Origin of the sequence: Aeromonas sp. S41-2, assembly GCF_027705845.1 — a bacterium.
Taxonomy (GTDB): domain Bacteria; phylum Pseudomonadota; class Gammaproteobacteria; order Enterobacterales; family Aeromonadaceae; genus Aeromonas; species Aeromonas hydrophila.
Window position 1 is genome coordinate 409,014 of the sequence record NZ_JAPDCG010000003.1, and the last position, 17,574, is coordinate 426,587.

General features: G+C 64.0%; 10 protein-coding genes. All 10 read right to left on the bottom strand.

Annotation, left to right across the window (positions count from 1 at the left end; genetic code table 11):
- Window positions 1-114 precede the first annotated feature (114 nt).
- Window positions 115-3,333 (bottom strand): ExeM/NucH family extracellular endonuclease, encoded by a 3,219-nt coding sequence (locus OKC44_RS09800; protein ID WP_270812532.1) that lies wholly within the window; start codon window positions 3,331-3,333, stop codon window positions 115-117.
- A 531-nt stretch (window positions 3,334-3,864) separates the two neighbouring features.
- Entirely contained in the window at window positions 3,865-4,350 is a 486-nt protein-coding gene (gene xdhC / locus OKC44_RS09805; protein ID WP_065477407.1) for a xanthine dehydrogenase iron sulfur-binding subunit XdhC, read from the bottom strand.
- The gene (gene xdhB, locus OKC44_RS09810) at window positions 4,347-5,225 is read right to left on the bottom strand and encodes a xanthine dehydrogenase FAD-binding subunit XdhB (RefSeq protein ID WP_270812535.1); all 879 of its coding nucleotides are present in this window, start codon (window positions 5,223-5,225) and stop codon (window positions 4,347-4,349) included. Before xdhB ends, xdhC begins: the two co-directional genes overlap by 4 nt.
- The gene (gene xdhA, locus OKC44_RS09815) at window positions 5,218-7,536 is read right to left on the bottom strand and encodes a xanthine dehydrogenase molybdenum-binding subunit XdhA (protein ID WP_270812539.1); all 2,319 of its coding nucleotides are present in this window, start codon (window positions 7,534-7,536) and stop codon (window positions 5,218-5,220) included. Before xdhA ends, xdhB begins: the two co-directional genes overlap by 8 nt.
- Window positions 7,537-7,865: 329 nt before the next feature.
- Complete coding sequence (locus OKC44_RS09820; protein WP_011706033.1) at window positions 7,866-9,242, bottom strand: NCS2 family permease; 1,377 nt, start codon at window positions 9,240-9,242, stop codon at window positions 7,866-7,868.
- Between the two features lie 281 nt (window positions 9,243-9,523).
- Window positions 9,524-10,840: a guanine deaminase gene (gene guaD, locus OKC44_RS09825; protein ID WP_011706032.1), complete on the bottom strand. Its 1,317-nt coding sequence runs from the start codon at window positions 10,838-10,840 to the stop codon at window positions 9,524-9,526.
- Between the two features lie 24 nt (window positions 10,841-10,864).
- Window positions 10,865-12,382, bottom strand: a complete 1,518-nt coding sequence (locus OKC44_RS09830; RefSeq protein WP_011706031.1) for a nucleobase:cation symporter-2 family protein — start codon at window positions 12,380-12,382, stop codon at window positions 10,865-10,867.
- Between the two features lie 95 nt (window positions 12,383-12,477).
- Window positions 12,478-15,375 carry a molybdopterin-dependent oxidoreductase Mo/Fe-S-binding subunit gene (locus OKC44_RS09835; RefSeq protein ID WP_202795490.1) on the bottom strand — a complete coding sequence of 966 codons (2,898 nt, stop codon included), beginning with the start codon at window positions 15,373-15,375 and terminating at the stop codon, window positions 12,478-12,480.
- Entirely contained in the window at window positions 15,372-16,148 is a 777-nt protein-coding gene (gene ygfM, locus OKC44_RS09840; protein WP_011706029.1) for a molybdopterin-dependent oxidoreductase FAD-binding subunit, read from the bottom strand. The genes OKC44_RS09835 and ygfM overlap by 4 nt, the downstream gene beginning before the upstream one ends.
- Window positions 16,149-16,228: 80 nt before the next feature.
- Complete coding sequence (ssnA, locus tag OKC44_RS09845; protein WP_011706028.1) at window positions 16,229-17,557, bottom strand: putative aminohydrolase SsnA; 1,329 nt, start codon at window positions 17,555-17,557, stop codon at window positions 16,229-16,231.
- Window positions 17,558-17,574 lie beyond the last annotated feature (17 nt).

A 17,574-nucleotide genomic window follows, 5' to 3' on the forward strand; every position in this document is an offset into this window, starting at 1 on the left:
GAGGCCCATCCTGGTGATGGGCCTCGCTGTTTTCGGCGCTCCCGGCTGACAACAGCAAGATGACTGACAACAGAAAGGGGCCCGCAGGCCCCTTTTCATATTGAGAAGTCATCCTCAGTGGCGACCGAAGGGCCACCAGGACTTGTCGTTGTCCAGAATGTCGACCCGGGTCTCCTGCAGGTTGCCCGGCTGGCCACCTTGCAATGCAGCCAGGCTCACCTTGAACTGCTCGGTGGGCTCGACGAACCAGTCATCGATGATCAGCACCTTGACCGACTTGCTGCCCCCCTCGCCCGCGGCCCAGCTCACCGACTGACCGAACCAGGGCAGGAAATCCAGCCCCCAGCGCGCCGTGACTCCGTCAAGAGCCACCCGGGCCCGGGCCGGCTTGCTCAGATCGCCGCTGCGCACCAGCGGTATCTCGGCAAACCACTGCCCCTCGTTCACCGTCAGGCTGGCGCGCGCCAGCGAGATGGTGGACGGCGCCAGCTTGTCCTTGATGGTCACCAGGGTCTGGTGCTGCTCGCCCAGGGTCGCGCCACTCGGGTCAAATAGCTCCAGGGTAAAGGTCTCGTCCCCTTCGCGCAGGGTGTCGCTCTTCACCGGGATGCTGATGGTCTGGCTGTCGCTCTGCCCGGCGGCCCAGTGCAGGGTGCCGGTGAGCGGTGCCACGTCGTTGGCATCGGCGCTGCCGTAGGCAATGCGGTAGCTGACGCTGACCTCCCCATAGGTGCCATCGCGGCGCGCCACGCTCAAGGCCAGGGTGTTGCCCTCCTCCACGTTGGCAGCGGCGCTCTCGAGGCTCAATACCCCGGCAGGCGGTAGCGGATACTGGATGGCTACCAGCACGGGATCGTGATCCGAGGCGCTGAAGGGCCCTTCGGATTTCGCCAGCTGGCCGCTGTACTTAGTGCCGTACTCGAAGAAGTTGCTCTCGGCGGAGTTGATGTGCCAATCCTCGATGCCGATCACCTTGGCCGCGAGGCTCGGGTTTGCCAGGGCGTGATCCAGGTTGCCGAGCTCCCCTTCGTAGCTGTAGGAGTAGGTGTCGGTGCCGTGGAAGCGGGTGTTGAGGTTGATAAGGCCATACCCCTTGCCCAGTGCGCTGCCGCTCTCCTCGAAGGGCTGGCCCGCCAGAGTGGTGAAGGAGGCGCTCATGATCTGGCGCGATTGGGCGGCCGGATCATAGTTGGTCAGCACCCGGATGGGATCCTCCATGCCGTAGGCGTTCATGTCGCCGATGAGCAGCAGATCCCCGGCCAGATCCTTGAGATGCTCCCCCAGCACCTTGGCGGCGGAGACCCGCAGCGCATTGCAGTGGCCCTGGCCATCCAGCGGATCGGCAGTGGCATAGTCGGGGTAATCCTCGAAGCAGGCGGAGCCCTTGGACTTGAGGTGGTTGACCACCAGGGTCAGCGGTGCATCCCCCTTGGGTGAGCTGAAGCGCTGCACCAGCGACTCGCGCATCCCCTGGTTGATGGTCACCGGCTTGCCGCTGGCGTCCACCGCCTCGGCCTGCTGTACCGGCAGCGCGATGAGGCTGGCGGCCCCCTCCGGGGTCACCTTGGCGGGTCGGTAGATGAGCCCCACCGTGATGGCATCGGTACCGATGGGCTTGCCATCCGGCGAGGCAATCCAGCGGTAGTGATCCGCCTCATCCGGCTGGGCAGCGTTCAAGGCCGCCACCAGGTTGGCGATGGCGGAGTTGTCGCCGTAGCCGTTGTTCTCGATCTCCATCAGCCCCACCACGTCGGCATTGAGGCGGGTGATGGCGCTGACGATCTTGGTGCGCTGCAGCTCGAACTCCGCCACCGTCAAGGCGCCCCGGTTGCTGCCGGTGGGGTTGGCATCGCCCCCCACGACCGTGGTGAAAAAGTTGAGCACGTTGAAGCTGGCGACCCGCAGATCCCCCGCCTCGGCAAGTTCCGGCGTTTCCACCCGATCCCAGCCACTGTGATCTATCTGGCTAGCGTCAATACGGTTGCTGGCCACCAGTCGGAACAGGTTGTAGGAGTAGCCAAGCGCCCCCTCCAGCCCGTTGAGCTTGTCGCCGATGCGCAGGTAACCGTCCTCGGCATTGAAGCCGGGGAACCAGGGCAGCACACCGTCCGGCGCCTTGGCGTCGGTCTCCACCACCAGCTGGTTCTGCTGGTTGCGCAGGGCCCAGTTGCTCGCCTCCTGGCTCATGGCGGCAAATTTCTGGGTCGACTTGATGAGCGGCGCGCCATAGGCCAGCACCAGATTGTTGCGCTTGCCGTCGTAATCGAAGCTGAAGTTGCGGGTCACCACCAGGCTGGAGCCCGGCACCAGCCGAACCTGCATCCCCTCGTGACGTTCCAGCAGCTGGCTCAGGCTCTCGCCCGCCACCGGCAGCAGATCCACTGCAGCCGGGATGGCCCCCAGCGGCCGGGTCACCACCAGCTCGTCGGCGTTGAGCTGGGTCTGGTTGAAATACTCCTTCACCTTGCCAGAGACGCACACTTCGGCCCCCGGCACGATGGCAGCATTGGCCTTGGTGCTGTAGACGAAGAGGCCGTCGGAGGTGGCCGGATCGCCGTCCCCCTGCTCATCTTGAATGAAGAAACCCTTGTAGAGGCCGCTGACCACCTGAGTCACCACGCCACGGGTGGCGTAGGCCTGTTCCGATTCGAACTTGCCGGCCGGCACCAGCGGGCTGCTGCTGCCGGGGCCCTGAATGGCGGGCACCGGCACCAGGCTATCCACCGGGCAGACGAAGGCGGGCGGCTGGGTACCATCGCAGGGACCATCGCCGCTGCAACCCAGGCCACTGGCGTCATCTTTCGGGGCGGCCACGTATTCCTGCGCCGGATCGAAGGGGGCGGTTGCATCAGTCCGCCCCGTGGTGACGGTGGCCTTGCGGCGCAGGGTCATGTCCAGGGTCGAGACGTTGCCCGACACCCAGGCCGTGCCCGGATCCACACCGACCTGGCCGAAGCTGTCGATTATTTCGCTGCCGCGATAGAGCACCAGGGCGTCGTCACCGTTGAACACCAGGTTGCCGCTGGTGCGGTTGGCCTTGGCCAGGATCTCGCTGCTGGCGGAGGGGTTGGCCAGCACCAGGGTGGCGCCCGGGGCCAGCGTGCCTTGCAGCGCCAGGCTGTTGGTGGGTGATTCGCTGATGGGTTTGCCGTTGGCGTAGAGTGCCAACCGATATTGGGAGAGATCGACGAGGTCGCTGCCGAGGTTGCTCAGCTCCACCGCCTTGTTGTTGCCCGAGCCTTCCAGGTATTCGCTGATGAGCAGCTGTGCCTGTGCCGGTCCCGCCAGCGCCAGCCCGACGGCCAGCGCTACCAGAGAGTGTCTTCCTGACATGCCAGTTTCCTTTTTCTTTTTGATGTTATGTTTTGCGCCCCGCCAAGCGGGCCGCAGCACCTGATTACAACCCTGATTGCGCATCATGGCGGCCTTCGCCGACCATGGCGCCTACTCTGCCCGTTTCAGCGAAGGGTCACCGCGAGCTGGCTAACAATTACAGAAAAATGTTGCGACCACGTGACAAAAAAGGGGGCTTTTTTCAGACCCCTTGCCATTATTTTCCGTTATTTCCCGCCCGCCGGTATTTGCTGTCGCCAATAGGCAAAGGCGGCGCACAAGATGGCGACACAAGCTGACATATCGCGTAAAAACAGTCCCTTGCCACCCCACCGGCTGCCACACGCAGCAGCCTATTTATTATTCAGGCGTGCAGATGGGCGACACGGGATAGGCGCCCTCCATTGCCCGCCCGAAATAACGGGATGCGCGCTTGAGCGGCGGGGTGAAAATAACCCTCCCGGCCTATTTCAGGCGTTGTCACCTCGCTGCCGAACGACGGTTTAAGAGGCTCATCGAGGGGCGACCCCGTCACCCCTTGCAGCACTTCTTCACCGCCCGCACCACGTTCTGATAACCGGTGCAGCGGCACAGATTCCCCGACAGCCCGCGGCGGATCTCCGCATCAGTCAAAGGGCGGCGTTCGGTCTTGTCGAGCAGGGCAGCGCTCGCCATCACGAGCCCCGGGGTGCAAAAACCGCACTGCACCGCCCCCTCGTCGATAAAGGCCTGCTGCACGTCGGAGAGCTCGTTGCCCTGCCGCTCCCCCTCCACGGTGCGAATGGATTTGCCATCGGCCCACACCGCCAGATAGAGGCAGCTGTCGATGGCCGTGCCATCCACCCGCACGGTACAGGCGCCGCACTCACCGACACTGCACCCCTCTTTCACGCTGATGAGCCCCTGCCCACGCAGGAAGTGAAGCAGCGACATGGTGGGCGACACAGCATAGGAGTAAGGCTTGCCGTTGATCTCGCACTGGATCGCAACAGTGGGACAGCTTTGCGGTTGCATCATAGGATCTGGCCTCCGGCACGTTCGACGGCGCAGGTGATCACCCGCTGCGCCAGGGTTTTGATGAGATGCAGGCGAAACTCCTTCTCTGCCCGCCAGGAGGATCGCGGCGCCACATCGGCCACCACCGCCTCGGCAATGGCTGCCAGTGTGGCACGAGTCAGGGGTTGCCCCTCGGCCGCTGCTTCGGCGTGAGGGGTGCGCACCGGCGTTGGGGCCGCCACCCCGTAGGCCAGCCGCAGGCGCTTGAAGTGGCCACCCTCAATCTGGCAGTAGGCGGCGCAGCCGATGGTGGCGATATCCATGGCGCCCCGCATGGCGTATTTGAAGTAGTGGGAGCCCACATGAGGGTGAGAATCCGGCGCAAAGTGAAATGCCACCAGAATTTCCGCCGGTTGCAGCGCCACCTTGCCGGGGCCGGTGTGAAAACCGGCGATGGGGATGCGGCGTGTGCCGTTAGGGCCAGCAATCTCAAGCTCGGCCTCGAGCGCGACGGTAGGCGCCGCCGAGTCAGCACTGGTGGCACCGTTGCAGATGTTGCCGCCATAGGTGGCGACGTTGCGGATCTGCGGGCCGGCGATGGTGGCGGCCGCTTCCGCCAGCATCGGCAGGCGGCGCTGCACCAACTCGTTGTCGATGAGCTCGGTAAAGGTGGTGCCGGAGCCGATACGGATCGACCCATCAGGCAACTCGCTCACCCCTTTGAGCTCGGGCAAGTCGTGAATATCGACGATATGGCGATAGGCGGCGTTGAGGTGATGCAGCTGGATCATCACATCGGTGCCACCGGCCAGGAGACGCGCCTCGGGGTCAGCCTGACGCAGGGCGACCGCCTCGGCCACGTTGTGCGCCTTGTAGTAACGGGCAATATCAAACATGGTGTTGCTCCTCCCCTGATCCCTCGCCAATCAAACCCGCCGCGACAAACTCCCGAAACAGGGTCTTGGGGGTGATGGGCAGCTCGTTGATGGCGACCCCGGTCGCCATGCGGATGGCGTTACGGATCGCCGGGCCCGGCGAGATGATGGGCGGTTCCCCCAGGGATTTGTGGCCATAGACCGACTGGGGCTCGTAGGTCTGCACGAAGTCGCATTCCAGCTCGGGCAAATCCAGCATGGTGGGGAATTTGTAGTCGAGCAGGTTGGGGTTGCGCACCACGCCGGTCTTGGCGTCGATGATCATCTCCTCGAACAGGGACCAGCCGATCCCCATCCCCATGCCGCCGTGCACCTGCCCCTCTGCCAGCTGCGGATTGAGGATCTTGCCCGCATCGTGCAGGTTGAGGATGCGGTTGATGGTCACCTTGCAGAGATCGATGTCGACGCTGAGATCGACGAAGGTGCAGCCAAAGCTCGGCGGGTTGGTAGTGGTCTTGTGAGAGACTTCCGAGGTGATCTGGCCGCCGATGGTGAGGTGGTAGTAGGCGTTGACCGATACCTCGGCGACGCTGATGAGCACCTTGTCCGGCGCACCCGCCAGCACCACGTAACCGTCGATCAGAGTGAGCGATCCCACATCCTGATGACAGAGCTGGGCCGCCAGCGACAAGATGCGGGCCCTCAGTTGCAGCGCCGCCTGATGGATGGCGGGGGCCGCCACATAGCTCTGGCGCGAAGCGAACGAACCCGGATCGTAGGCGGTAATGTCGGTATCCTGAGTCGAAATGACCCGGATCTGCTCAAACGGAATGCCTAAGGTCTGGGCCGCCATCTGGGCAAAGACGGTATCCGATCCCTGCCCTATCTCGGTGGCACCGATCTGCAGATTGACGGTGCCATCCTGGTTGAGCAACATGCGGGCGCCGGCAATTTCGACCCCCACCGGATAAGTGTTGGAGCCGTAGCTAAAGCACGCCACCCCGATGCCGCGCCGTACCCGACTCGCCGGATCCTGCGCCAGACACTCGGCCTTGAGCCGCTCCCACTCGAACTGCTCGCCGCCCCGGCGCAGGCATTCGGGCAAGCCGGCGCTGTAGATGGTCTTCTGGTTAACCTGATTGACGTCCCCCTCGCGGGCCACGTTGGCGATCCGCACTGCAAGCGGATCCAGACCCAACTCGGCGCAGGCATCGTCCAGCATGCATTCGAGGGCAAACACCACCTGCGGCGCGCCGTAACCGCGCATGGCACCGGCGGTGGGCAGGTTGCTGTAGAAGGTTTTGGCGTCGTAGCCAAAGGCGCTGCGCGGATAGAGGTAGCTTATCTTGTTGGCGCCGGCGCTGGCGATGGAGTGGCCGTGGGAGGCATAGCCGCCGGTGTTGGAGAGCACGTCGAGCTGATAGCCCTTGAGGGCGCCATCCCGGTTGATACCGAGAGTGCCGTCGATGGCAAAGCCGTGGCGGGTGCGGGAGGCAAAGAAGCACTCCTCCCGGCTCAAGGTCACCTTGACCGGCACGCCGCCGAGCTGGTAGCTCAAAAATGCCGCCATCGGCTCTTCCAGCACATCCTGCTTGTTGCCAAAACCGCCACCCATGTAGGGCTTGATCACCCGCACGCTCGACCAGGGCAGGCCGAGGGATTTGGCCACCCGGCTGCGCACAATCTGGGGGATCTGGGTGCTGGTGACGACGATGATGTGGTCCGGCTGATCCATATAGGCGTAGCAGGTGACCGTCTCCAGATGACAGTGCTGCACCACCGGCGTCTGGTAGTGCCCCTTGAACTGCATGTCGGCGGCGGCGATGGCCTGTTCCGGCTCTCCCGCCCGGATCTGGCTCTGGCGCAGCAGGTTGCCGGTCGGGTGGATGGGACAGGCCCCCTCGGCCAGGGCACTGGCCGCATCCGTCATCACCGGCAGCGGCTCGTAGGTCACCTTGACCAGGGCGGCGGCCTTCTCGGCGACCAGCGGATCGCGCGCCACCACGATGGCGACGCCATCGCCAAAATGGCGCACATGGTCGGTGAGCAGACGCCGGTCTTTCACGTCCCGCTTGGTCTCATCGAGGGACCAGGCGTGGCCGGCGGTGCGAAAACAGGTGGTGGGCACATCCTCGTGGGTGAACACGGCTTCGACCCCGTGCAGGGCCAGCGCCTCGCTGGCGTCGATGGTGAGCACCTTGCCGTGGGCGATATGGCTTCGCACGTACTTGGCGTGGCGCATGCCGAGCATGATGTTGTCGTCGGTGTAGCGGGCGCTGCCGGTCACCTTGGCCTCGGCATCCACCCGCTTGAGCGGTAATCCTATGGACATATGCAAGTCCTTTGTCAGGCAGAAAAAAACAGAACCGGTATAAAAAACAGCAAGATATGCGCCCGTTTCCGGCAAGTCAGACCAACCGGGGGGCAAAGGCGGCGAGCAAAGGGAAGAAGTGTGAAGAAGATCCCATCCGGCGCCCATCAGGCGCTCCGTCATGGCCGTGGCCAGCCCCGCAGCAGCAGCCCATGGAGGGCTCGGCGGCGCCAGTGCTAGGCGGCGTTATCAATCTGGTAAGCCCCGTTATCAAAATGGTATGAGTTCGGTTTAAAGGGCGAGGCCGGCCAAGAGAGGCTGGCCCCGCCAAGAGAAGGAAATGATCCGGACTAGATGGCCCAGCCGCCTGCATAGAAGAGCACCAGCGCCAGGGCGATGATGACGGTGCCGACGTTGAGCTTGCGCCACTCCTTCGAGCAGATGCGGCCGATCACCAGGGCACTGAAGCCCAGCATGATGCCGGTGACGATGTTGCAGGTGAGCACGATGAAGACGGCGCACAGCAGGCCGGACATGGCGCCGACGAAGTCATCGAAGTCGAGCCGGGCGACGTTGCTCAGCATCAAGAGCCCCACGTACATCAGCGCCGGCGCGGTGGCATAGGCCGGCACCAGGTAGGAGAGCGGCGAGAGGAACAGCATCAACAGGAACAAGACCCCCACCACGGTGGCGGTGAGGCCGGTCTTGCCGCCAGCCGCCGTGCCCGCCGCCGATTCGATGTAGACGGCGGCCGGCGCGGCCCCCACCAGACCGGAGAAGATGCTGCTGATGGAGTCGGCGCTGAGCGCCTTGCCGCTGTTGATAATGTGGCCATCCTTGTCCAGCAGATTGGCCTGCCCCGCCACGGCGCGAATGGTGCCGGTGGCATCAAACACCGCCGTCATCACCAGCGCCAGCACGCTTGGCAGCACCAGCGGCGAGAGCGCCCCCATGATGTCCAGGCTGAAGATGAGGGACTTGCCCTGCTCGTCGGCGAGGCTCGGCATGGCAAACAGCCCCTGGTACTTGACCGCCGGATCGAAGATGAGACCGAAAATGGAGATGGCGATGATCACCAGCAGGATCCCGCCCGGCACCTTGAGCTTCTCCAGCCCGACGATGACCGCCAGCCCGATGAGAGACATGATGACCGGCATGGAGGTGAAGGCCCCCAGCGCCACCGGCAGCCCCTCCAGCGGGTTCTTGATCACCAGCCCCACCCCGTTGGCGGCGATCAGCAGCAAGAAGAGCCCGATGCCGATGCCGGTGCCGTGGGCGATCCCCATCGGCAGGTTATCGAGGATCCAGCTGCGCACCCCGGTCACCGAGATGGCAGTGAACAGCACCCCCATCAGAAAGACGGCGCCGAGGGCCACCGGAATGGAGATCTGCTGCCCCAGCACCAGGCTGAAGGCGGTAAAGGCGGTGAGCGAGATGGCGCAGCCGATGGCCATCGGCAGCTTGGCCCAGAGCCCCATCAGCAGCGAACCAAAGCCCGCCACCAGACAGGTGGCCACGAACACGGCGCCGGGGGGAAAGCCCGCCTTGCCGAGCATGCTGGGCACCACGATCACCGAATAGACCATGGCGAGGAAGGTGGTGAGCCCCGCCAGCACCTCCTGGCGCACGTTGCTGCCCCGCTCGCTGATCATGAAGTAGCGATCGAGTGCGCCGCCGGCGGGCTGTCGTCCCGCCGCCGCCCCCTTGTCCGCAACTGCCCCGTCCATCTCGTTTATCCTGTTTGTCTGGCTCATGGCCGACTCCTTCCTGCATCCCTGAATGTGTCGTGACGAAATGGCGGTCGGTGCCGTGGATCTCTGCTGCCACGGTCGCCGGCATCACGGGGTTGGCAGGCAAGGCAAACGTTTGACTTGCCGTCTAAAAAAACCGGGCCATTTCACCTGCTGTGGCGGGGCAAACGCCCCGCCTGTCGTGCGGCGCAGGCACCACGCTGGCCCCTGCTGCCGTGTTCCCGGGGCGAGCATGCCCCTCTGCTTTGAAAACCGGATCAGCCCCGCTCGTGCACCAGCTGACCATCCACATAGGTGCGGTAGATGGATCTGTCATCCCCCAGGGTCAGCAGCACGAACAGCTTGTCGCGCAAGGTGGTGGAGTTGTCATAACGCAGCTGCTGCAGCGGGGTGGCGACCGGGTCGAGCACCACGAAATCCGCCTCCTTGCCCACCGCGAAGCTGCCGATCTGCTCGTCCAGCCCGAGCGCATGGGCACCGCCCAGGGTGGCCAGGTAGAAGGCCTGATAGGCCGAGAGGCGCTCGCCCTGCAACTGCATCACCTTGTAGGCCTCGTTGAGGGTCTGCAGCATGTTGAAGGTGGTGCCGGCGCCGATGTCGGTGCCCATCCCCACCTTCACCTGCTTGTGCCACGCCTTGTGCAGCTTGAAGAGCCCACTGCCGAGATACAGATTCGAGGTGGGACAAAACGCGATGGTGGAGCCCGTCTCCTTCAGGCAATCCCACTCCTGCTCTTCCAGATGGACGCAGTGGGCAAACACACAGTTGTGGCCGGTCAGCCCATGCTGGTGATAGACGTCGAGATAGCCCTGATGCTCTGGGAAGAGGGATTTGACCCAGGCTATCTCGTCCTTGTTCTCGCACAGATGGGTGTGCAGATAGGTCGTCGGGTACTCTTCGCGCAGTCGTCTCGCCATCACCAGCTGCGCCGGAGTCGAGGTAGGGGCAAAGCGCGGCGTGATGGCGTAGAGCAAGCGGCCGTTGCCGTGCCAGCGCTCGATGAGCGCCTTGCTCTGCTCATAGCTGCTCTCGGCAGTATCCAGCAGATAATCTGGCGCGTTGCGATCCATCATCACCTTGCCGGCGATCATCCGCATGTTGATGCGGCTGGCCGCCTCGAACAGGGCATCCACCGATTCGGGGTGGACGGTGCCGAACACCAGCGCCGTGGTGGTGCCGTTTCGCAGCAGCTGCTTGATGAAGAAGGTGGACATCTCGCGGGCGTACTCGAGATCGTTGTAGCGCCGCTCGGCCGGGAAGGTATGGCGGTTGAGCCACTCCAGCAGCTGCTCGCCATAGGCCCCCACCATCTCGCTTTGCGGGTAGTGGATGTGGGTGTCGACAAAGCCCGGCACTATCATCTTGCCGCGATAGTCGCGCACCCGTACCTGGACCGGAATGCGATCCTTGCCCTCCTCCCACTGGCCGAACCAATCGATGCAGCCGTTGCGGATGATCAGCAGGCCGTCTTCGATGAGGCGGGCATTGGGCTCTATCTCCTCGGGCTGGCTCACCACCCGGGTGATGTCAAAGAAGCTGCCGCGCACCGCCTTGACGGAGTTGTCGTTTTTCATCTCTCAATTCCCTCTTGTTGTTCGTTAGCCGCGATCCACTTGCGGGGCGCGTATCTGGGCCTCGTCCGTCGCCAGCCCCTGTTGGCGGGCGGTGGCCGACGGAGCGGGCCGGGTGGCAAAACGGGTGTCGGGCTTGTCGCTCAGCTGGATCAGCTCCACCGCCTCGGTGGCATTGGCGGCCGCCTGGCGTCTGCGGCTTTGCGGCAGCACCAGGTTCATGATGATGGCGGTGATGCCGCCGGCGCAGATGGGGTTCTCCACCAGCATGTAGATCCCCGCCGGCAGCACCTTGAACACGTTCGGGTCGTAGGAGACCCCGAGCCCCAGCCCGAGCGAGGTGGCGACGATCAGGGTCTCGCGCCGATCGAAGCCGTGACTGATGATGATGCGCCCGCCGGCGATGGCGATCATGGAGAACATGATGACCATGGCCCCCCCCATCACCGGTGACGGTATGGTGGTGAAGAAGCGCCCCACCACCGGGAAGAGGCCGAGCAGCACCAGGATGACGGCGATGAACTTGCCCACGTGGCGCGAGGCCACCCCGGTCATCTGGATGACGCCGTTGTTCTGGGCGAAGGTGGTGAGCGGCAGGGAGCCGAGCGCCGAGGCGATCACCGACACCAGGCCGTCCGCCAGCACGCCGCCGGAGAGCCGTTTTTGAAACTCGGGGCCCTGGATCTGCCGGTGGGAGACCATGGCGGTGGCGGTGATGTCCCCCACCGCCTCCAGCACGCTCAACAGATAGATGGTGCCGGCCAGCACAAAGGCGTGCAGATCGAAGGAAAAACCGTACTTGAACGGAACAGGCACTGTGATGAGCGGCAGGTTCTCAAGGGCGGAGAAATCCACCATGCCGAGCATCAGGGCCACCGCATAACCCACCAGCAGGCCGATGGCGATGCCGCTCATGCGAAGCAAGGGGCTCTTGCTGCAGTTGAAGGCGACGATGACGCAGAGCACCAGCAGCCCCAGGCCGATGTTCTCGTATTTGCCGAAGGTGCCGCTGCTCATGGCGGAGAAGCCGCCGCCAAAGTCGATGATCCCCACCTTGATGAGGCTCAGGCCAATCATCAGCACCACCACCCCGCTCACGGTGGGGGTGATCACCCGCTTGAGATAGGGCAGCACGAAGGAGGATCCCATCACCAGGAAGGCGCCGACGAAGGAGACCCCGAGCAGGGTCGAGACGATCAGCTCCTCGTGCAGGCCATCTTTTTTCATGGCGCTGCCAAGCGCAATCATCACGGTGACGAAGGAGAAGTTGACCGACTGGATGGAGAGCAGCCCCGAGCCGATGGGGCCGTAGCGATTCACCTGCAGCCAGGTGCCGATGCCGGAGGCGATCATCGCCATGGAGACCAGGTAGGCGGTGGTCTCGGTGGAGAGGCCGAGGGCCCCGCCCACGATCAGGGCCGGCGTCACCATGGGCACGAAGATGGCCAGCAGGTGGGTCACGGCCCCCATCAGGGTTTGGTAAAAGGGTGGTTTGTCTTCGAGCGCGTAAATCAGGTCCGAGTGCTTGCGTGTTGTTTTAGACATCTTGATTGTCCCATCACACAGAATATGGGCGGAGTACTCATTCCGCTGTCAGGTGCTGGGGGCGAGCCTGCGCCCGCCCCTCACCTTTTCTTTTGTTATGCCGACGCTTGTTGCTCCAGCTTGCCCAGTTCGCGCAGGATCTGCTCCGGCGTGAAGTGCCACTTGCGCAGCCAGACACCGCAGGCGTCGTGGATGGCGGTGGCGATGGCAGGTGCGGCGCCGTTGACCCCGATCTCCGAGATGGACTTGGCGCCGTAGGGGCCGACCTTGTCGTCACTCGGCACCAGGAAGGCCCGAAAATCGCGCGGAATGTCGCCAATCTTGGGCGCGCCATAGCTCTTCAGATCCCGGGTGAGCGGGATGCCCTTGCCGTCGTAGCAGATCTCCTCGGTCAGGGAGTGGCCGATGGCCCGCATGGTCGCCCCGTAGATCTGGCCGAGCGCCAGCTCCGGGTTGATGGGGGTGCCGCAGTCGAGCAGGGCGTAGAACTTGTCGAGCCGGATCTGGCCGGTTCTGACGTTGACCGCCACCTCGGCGAAGTTGGCCCCGTACGGGAAGGCAAGCTCCGAGGTGATGTAGCTGGCGGTGCCCACCAGGATACCGAAGCCGGTACCCGTCTCGGCCTTGTGGGCCAGCTTGGCGAGGCTCACCTCCCCCAGCTTGCCGCGCACCAGGCCCGGAAACGCCAGCTCAACATCGGCTACCGGCTCGCCCAGCATGGCGGCGCCATGGAACAGGATCTTCTCCTTGAGATTCTCGGCCGCCTTCTTGGCCGCGTTGCCGGAGAAGCAGGTGCCTGACGAGGCGTAGGCCCCCTTGTCGAACAGGGCGTGGTCGGTGTCGCCCGAGATGACGTGCACATCCCCGAGCGGGCAGTGCAGCACTTCGGCAGTCAGCTTGGCCACCACGGTATCGAGGCCGGTGCCGATATCGGCGCCACCGGAGTGGACGATAAAGGTGCCGTCCGATTCCAGCTTGACCATGCAGTTGGCCTGATCGATGTCCGGGATCCCCGATTTTTGCATGATGATGGCGACGCCACGACCGATGCGCCAATCCCCGTCGGCGGCTTTGGGGCTGTCCCAGGCAATCAGCTCGCGACCCTGCTTGAGGATGGGTTCGAGGGCACAACTGGCCGCATGGGGCACCGAGGTGGGCATCTTGCCCTCGCCGATGGCACCCAGCACCTTGAGGATGTCCCCCTCATGCACCCGGTTGTGCTCCACCATCTCGAGCTGATCGATGCCGAGTTTCTCGGCAAGTTCCGCGATGGCCATGGTCAGCGCGAAGTTGCCCTTGGGCGCGCCGTAACCCTGATAGGCGCCGGTCGGGCAGATGTTGCTGTAGTAGGTGTTGACGGTAAAGCGCACGTTCTCGCACGGGTAGAGCGGCAGCGAGAGCGCCGGGCCGTTGCTCGGCACCGTCAGAGAGTGGTTGCCGTAAGGACCGGTGTTGGCACGAAAATCCATCTCGATGGCGGTGATGGTGCCATCCTTCTTGGCCCCCACTTTCACCTTCACCTTGGCCACGTGGCGCGAGGTGTTGCTGATGAACTCCTCTTCACGGGTGTAGCGGAAGGTAACGGGACGGCCGGTGACCTTGGTCGCCCAGGCGCACACCTCTTCCAGCAGGATATCCTGCTTGGAGCCAAAGCCGCCCCCTACCCGCTCCTTGATCACATGCACCTGGTGCTGTTTCATGCCGACGATGCGCGCCACCTGACGGCGCACGTGCCAGGGCACCTGGGTGGAGGCGTGAATGACCAGACGCTCCCCATCCATGTAGGTGAAGCAGATGTGCGGCTCGGTCGGGCACTGCTGGGCCTGGGTCGATTCGTAGGTGCGCTCGACAATCTCGTCCGCCTCGGCAAAACCCTTGGCCACATCGCCAATCTGGCCATGGACGCTGGCGGCGAGGTTCTCGTGGGGACGGGAGCCGATGGGGAAGTTGATGATCATGTGCTCGTCGCCGCGGCGCACCGAGCAGGCGTTCTGCTGTTCCAGATCCGCCGGCGCCCCGGCCATGTAGACGATGGGCTCGTCATGCACCAAGGGTGCATTGGGGGCCATCGCCTCGTCTATGTTCATGACCGCCGGCAACACCTGATACTCGACCTCGATGAGTTTGAGCGCCGCCAACGCGATGGCTTCGCTCTCGGCCACCACGGCGGCCACCCTGTCCCCCACGTGACGCAGCTTGCGGCCAAACATGCGGCGATCGAGCGGTGACGGCTCGGGGGCGCTCTGGCCACCCGGGGTGTAGTAGACATCCGGGCAGTTGAGGTGGGTGATGACGTGCACCACGCCCGGCATGGCTTCGGCGCGGCTCACGTCGAGTTTGGTGATCACCGCATGGGGATGGGGGCTTCGCAGCATCTTGATGACCAGCGCATCCTCGCTGACCCTGTCCTCCACGTAGCAGGGCTTGGCCTGCACCATCTTGGCGGCGTCCACTTTCGGGCAGCTCTTGCCGATGTGGCGCAAGTCGCCCCGAAACTCGGGGGCAATCTGGCACAGGTAATCGGGATCCTTGAGGCGCGAGCTGGCAAGCTCGATGGCCTGATAGAACTGCTGGTAGCCGCCGTCGCGGTGAAACAGGCCCGAGAGGGCGTCGTCGATTTGATCACGGCTGGGGTTGGGATGGCGATCAAGCAGGTCGGTGACGATGAGCGCAGCAGCCGGATCGTTGTAGCCGGACTGCACCACGCCCACGTCCACCATGGCCTGCTGTACCAGACTGAGCTGGTTCCAGCTGCCGAGCGACTCGGCGGTGCGCACCTGCGCACCCTCCAGCTGGGCGGCGATCAGCAGGGAGGCGTTGATCACCTTGCCGTTGAAGAGGATGGCGTCGGAGCCGGCAAAGCCAAAGCCGTCGTCGCTGTTGCGCACCGAGTGCATCCGACACTGGTTGAACAGCACCCGCTGGGCATTCTCGCCAGCCGGGGTGATGACGGTGCGCAGGGCACCGTTCAGGGTAAAGTTGAGTTCCATCATGCCTGTACCTCCTGCTGCTGGCACTCCACCAGCAGATCCGCCACCACCACCCCGCTGATATAGCGCTTGTAGGCCACGCTGCCACCGAGATCCGCGCGCGGCGCAATCAGTGCGCTCACCGCCGCCTCCAGCGCCGCATCCCGCAGCTCATGACGCTCCACATCCCGCAGACGCATCGGCTGCGGCGTCACGCCCGCCAAGGCGACCCGCATCTCGCCAAGAGCATCGAGGGCCACGGCGGCCGTCATCACCGCCAGGCCGTCGGCGTTGCGGCTGATGCGGCGAGTGGCGCAGCGCAGTTCAGGCTCCGGCAGCACCACCCCCAGCACCAGCTCCTTGCGCTGACCGGCCAGGTAGGCGTCGATGGGTTGCAGCTGGTTGTTCTCCAGCACCACCACGGCTTCAAGCACCAGCAGTACCGGCAGTAGCGGAGAGTCCTGCTGCTGGCAGGCAATTTCGCCGCCGAGGGTGGCCTGATTGCGCAGATGGCGGGAGTAGACAAACCCCAGCGCCTCGCACAGGGCGGCCGGCGTACGCGGGTCATCTTTGAGGGCTTGCAGGGTGACGGTGGCGCCGATGTGGAGCTGACCGTGCTGCTGCTCAATCTGGCCAAGCCCGAGCTTGTCCAGCGAGATGGCGACCTTCTTGTCGGTGCGGGTCGGGGCGGCGTTGAGCTTGCTGCCACCCCCCATGTAGACGGCGTCGTTGCCAAAGCGGGCCTTGAGTTCCAAAGCCTGACCCAGTTGCTCGGGTCGGAAGAATTGCTCAATCATGTGTCGTCCTTACTCTTGCTGCCCGCCGCCGGGGAGATCCACTGGGCGGGCAATCCAGTCCAAACGTGCGGAGGGTGGCCTCAGGCCAGCGCGTCCATTCGTTGCCACAGGCGGCTTGCCACCTTGCTGGCCTGCTCATAAAGGGGCGCGACGTCAAAGGCGAACTCGCGATCCTGATAGACCATGCGCCCCTCCACCATCACGCTGTTGACCGAGGATGAGCCCATGCCGAAGGCGAGATGGCCACCCAGGTTGCGCGGTGCCAGCGGGGTCGGTGCGGCGTAGTCGCAAATGGTGAGGTCGGCCTTGTAGCCCGGTTCCAGGCGGCCAAATTTGGCGCCGAAGTTGCGCTCAAGCAATGTGTTGCCGTTCCAGAGGAAGCGGGCAAAGCTGTCGGGCCAGAGCGCCCCGCCGGCATCCTTGTGTTTGAAGTAGGCGAACTTGAGCTCTTCGAGCATGTCGGAGCCGATACCGTCGGTGCCAAGCGCCAGATTGCGATACTCCGGCAGGTGCAGGTTGTAGCCCACGTGGTTGTTCATGTTGGAGCGGGCGTTGTGCACCAGGAAGGCATCGCGGCTGTTGAGCAGCTCGATGTCAGCCGGACTTAAGTAAATGCCGTGGGCGATCAGAGTCTTGCTGTCGACAAGGCCAAACTCGTCCAGCCGGGCGATGGGCTCCTTGCCATGGTGATGGTGGCCGTGAGCCATGTCGTAACGGTCTTCCGCCACATGGATATGCAGACCGCGACCGGTGACCTGCACCGCTTCGCGCAGCATGGCGAGCCCCTCGTCGGGCACGGTGAAGGGGGCGTGGGCACCGATATGGGCCTCCACCAGATAGGGCTCGCTCCCCTTGGCCTTGGCAGCGTCAATGGCCTGCGCAAACAGGATGTTCTCCTCCACCCCGGCCTGCAGCTCGGCGAGGCCGCCGTTGCGATCCGTGGTCTCGAAGCAGGTCATGCCGCGCAGACCCGCCTCCACAAACCCTTTGCGCAGCACATTCAGGGAGCCTTTGATGAAGTTGGGCGAGGCGTGGTGGTCGATCACCGCGCTGCAGCCGCTCTTGATCGCCTCCAGCGAGCAGATGAGGCCGCTGTAGTAGAGGGACTCTTCATCGAGCGCCCGATCGAGCCGCCACCAGAGGTTTTTCAGGGTGGAGATAAAGTCCGGGCAGGGGGCTATGTTGGCCATGATCCCCCGCGACAGGCCGGAGTAGAAGTGGTTGTGGGCACAGACGATGCCAGGCATCACCAGCTTGCCCCCCATCTCCCGATAGGTGGCCTCTGGGTAGAGGGCCCGCAGATTGGGCCCCACCGCTTTGATAAGCGATCCTTCGATGGCGATATCCACCCCTTCCAGCACCCGGGTCGGCTCCAGCTGGACGGCGGTGACGTTTTTCAGAATAAACATGGTTGGCTCCTTCGCTT

Excerpts from the sequence above, each read along its gene's own strand:
- OKC44_RS09800 (WP_270812532.1), bottom strand. The coding sequence starts at position 3,333 with ATGTCAGGAAGACACTCTCTGGTAGCGCTGGCCGTCGGGCTGGCGCTG.
- xdhC (WP_065477407.1), bottom strand. The coding sequence starts at position 4,350 with ATGATGCAACCGCAAAGCTGTCCCACTGTTGCGATCCAGTGCGAGATC.
- xdhB (WP_270812535.1), bottom strand. The coding sequence starts at position 5,225 with ATGTTTGATATTGCCCGTTACTACAAGGCGCACAACGTGGCCGAGGCG.
- xdhA (WP_270812539.1), bottom strand. The coding sequence starts at position 7,536 with ATGTCCATAGGATTACCGCTCAAGCGGGTGGATGCCGAGGCCAAGGTG.
- OKC44_RS09820 (WP_011706033.1), bottom strand. The coding sequence starts at position 9,242 with ATGGACGGGGCAGTTGCGGACAAGGGGGCGGCGGCGGGACGACAGCCC.
- guaD (WP_011706032.1), bottom strand. The coding sequence starts at position 10,840 with ATGAAAAACGACAACTCCGTCAAGGCGGTGCGCGGCAGCTTCTTTGAC.
- OKC44_RS09830 (WP_011706031.1), bottom strand. The coding sequence starts at position 12,382 with ATGTCTAAAACAACACGCAAGCACTCGGACCTGATTTACGCGCTCGAA.
- OKC44_RS09835 (WP_202795490.1), bottom strand. The coding sequence starts at position 15,375 with ATGATGGAACTCAACTTTACCCTGAACGGTGCCCTGCGCACCGTCATC.
- ygfM (WP_011706029.1), bottom strand. The coding sequence starts at position 16,148 with ATGATTGAGCAATTCTTCCGACCCGAGCAACTGGGTCAGGCTTTGGAA.
- ssnA (WP_011706028.1), bottom strand. The coding sequence starts at position 17,557 with ATGTTTATTCTGAAAAACGTCACCGCCGTCCAGCTGGAGCCGACCCGG.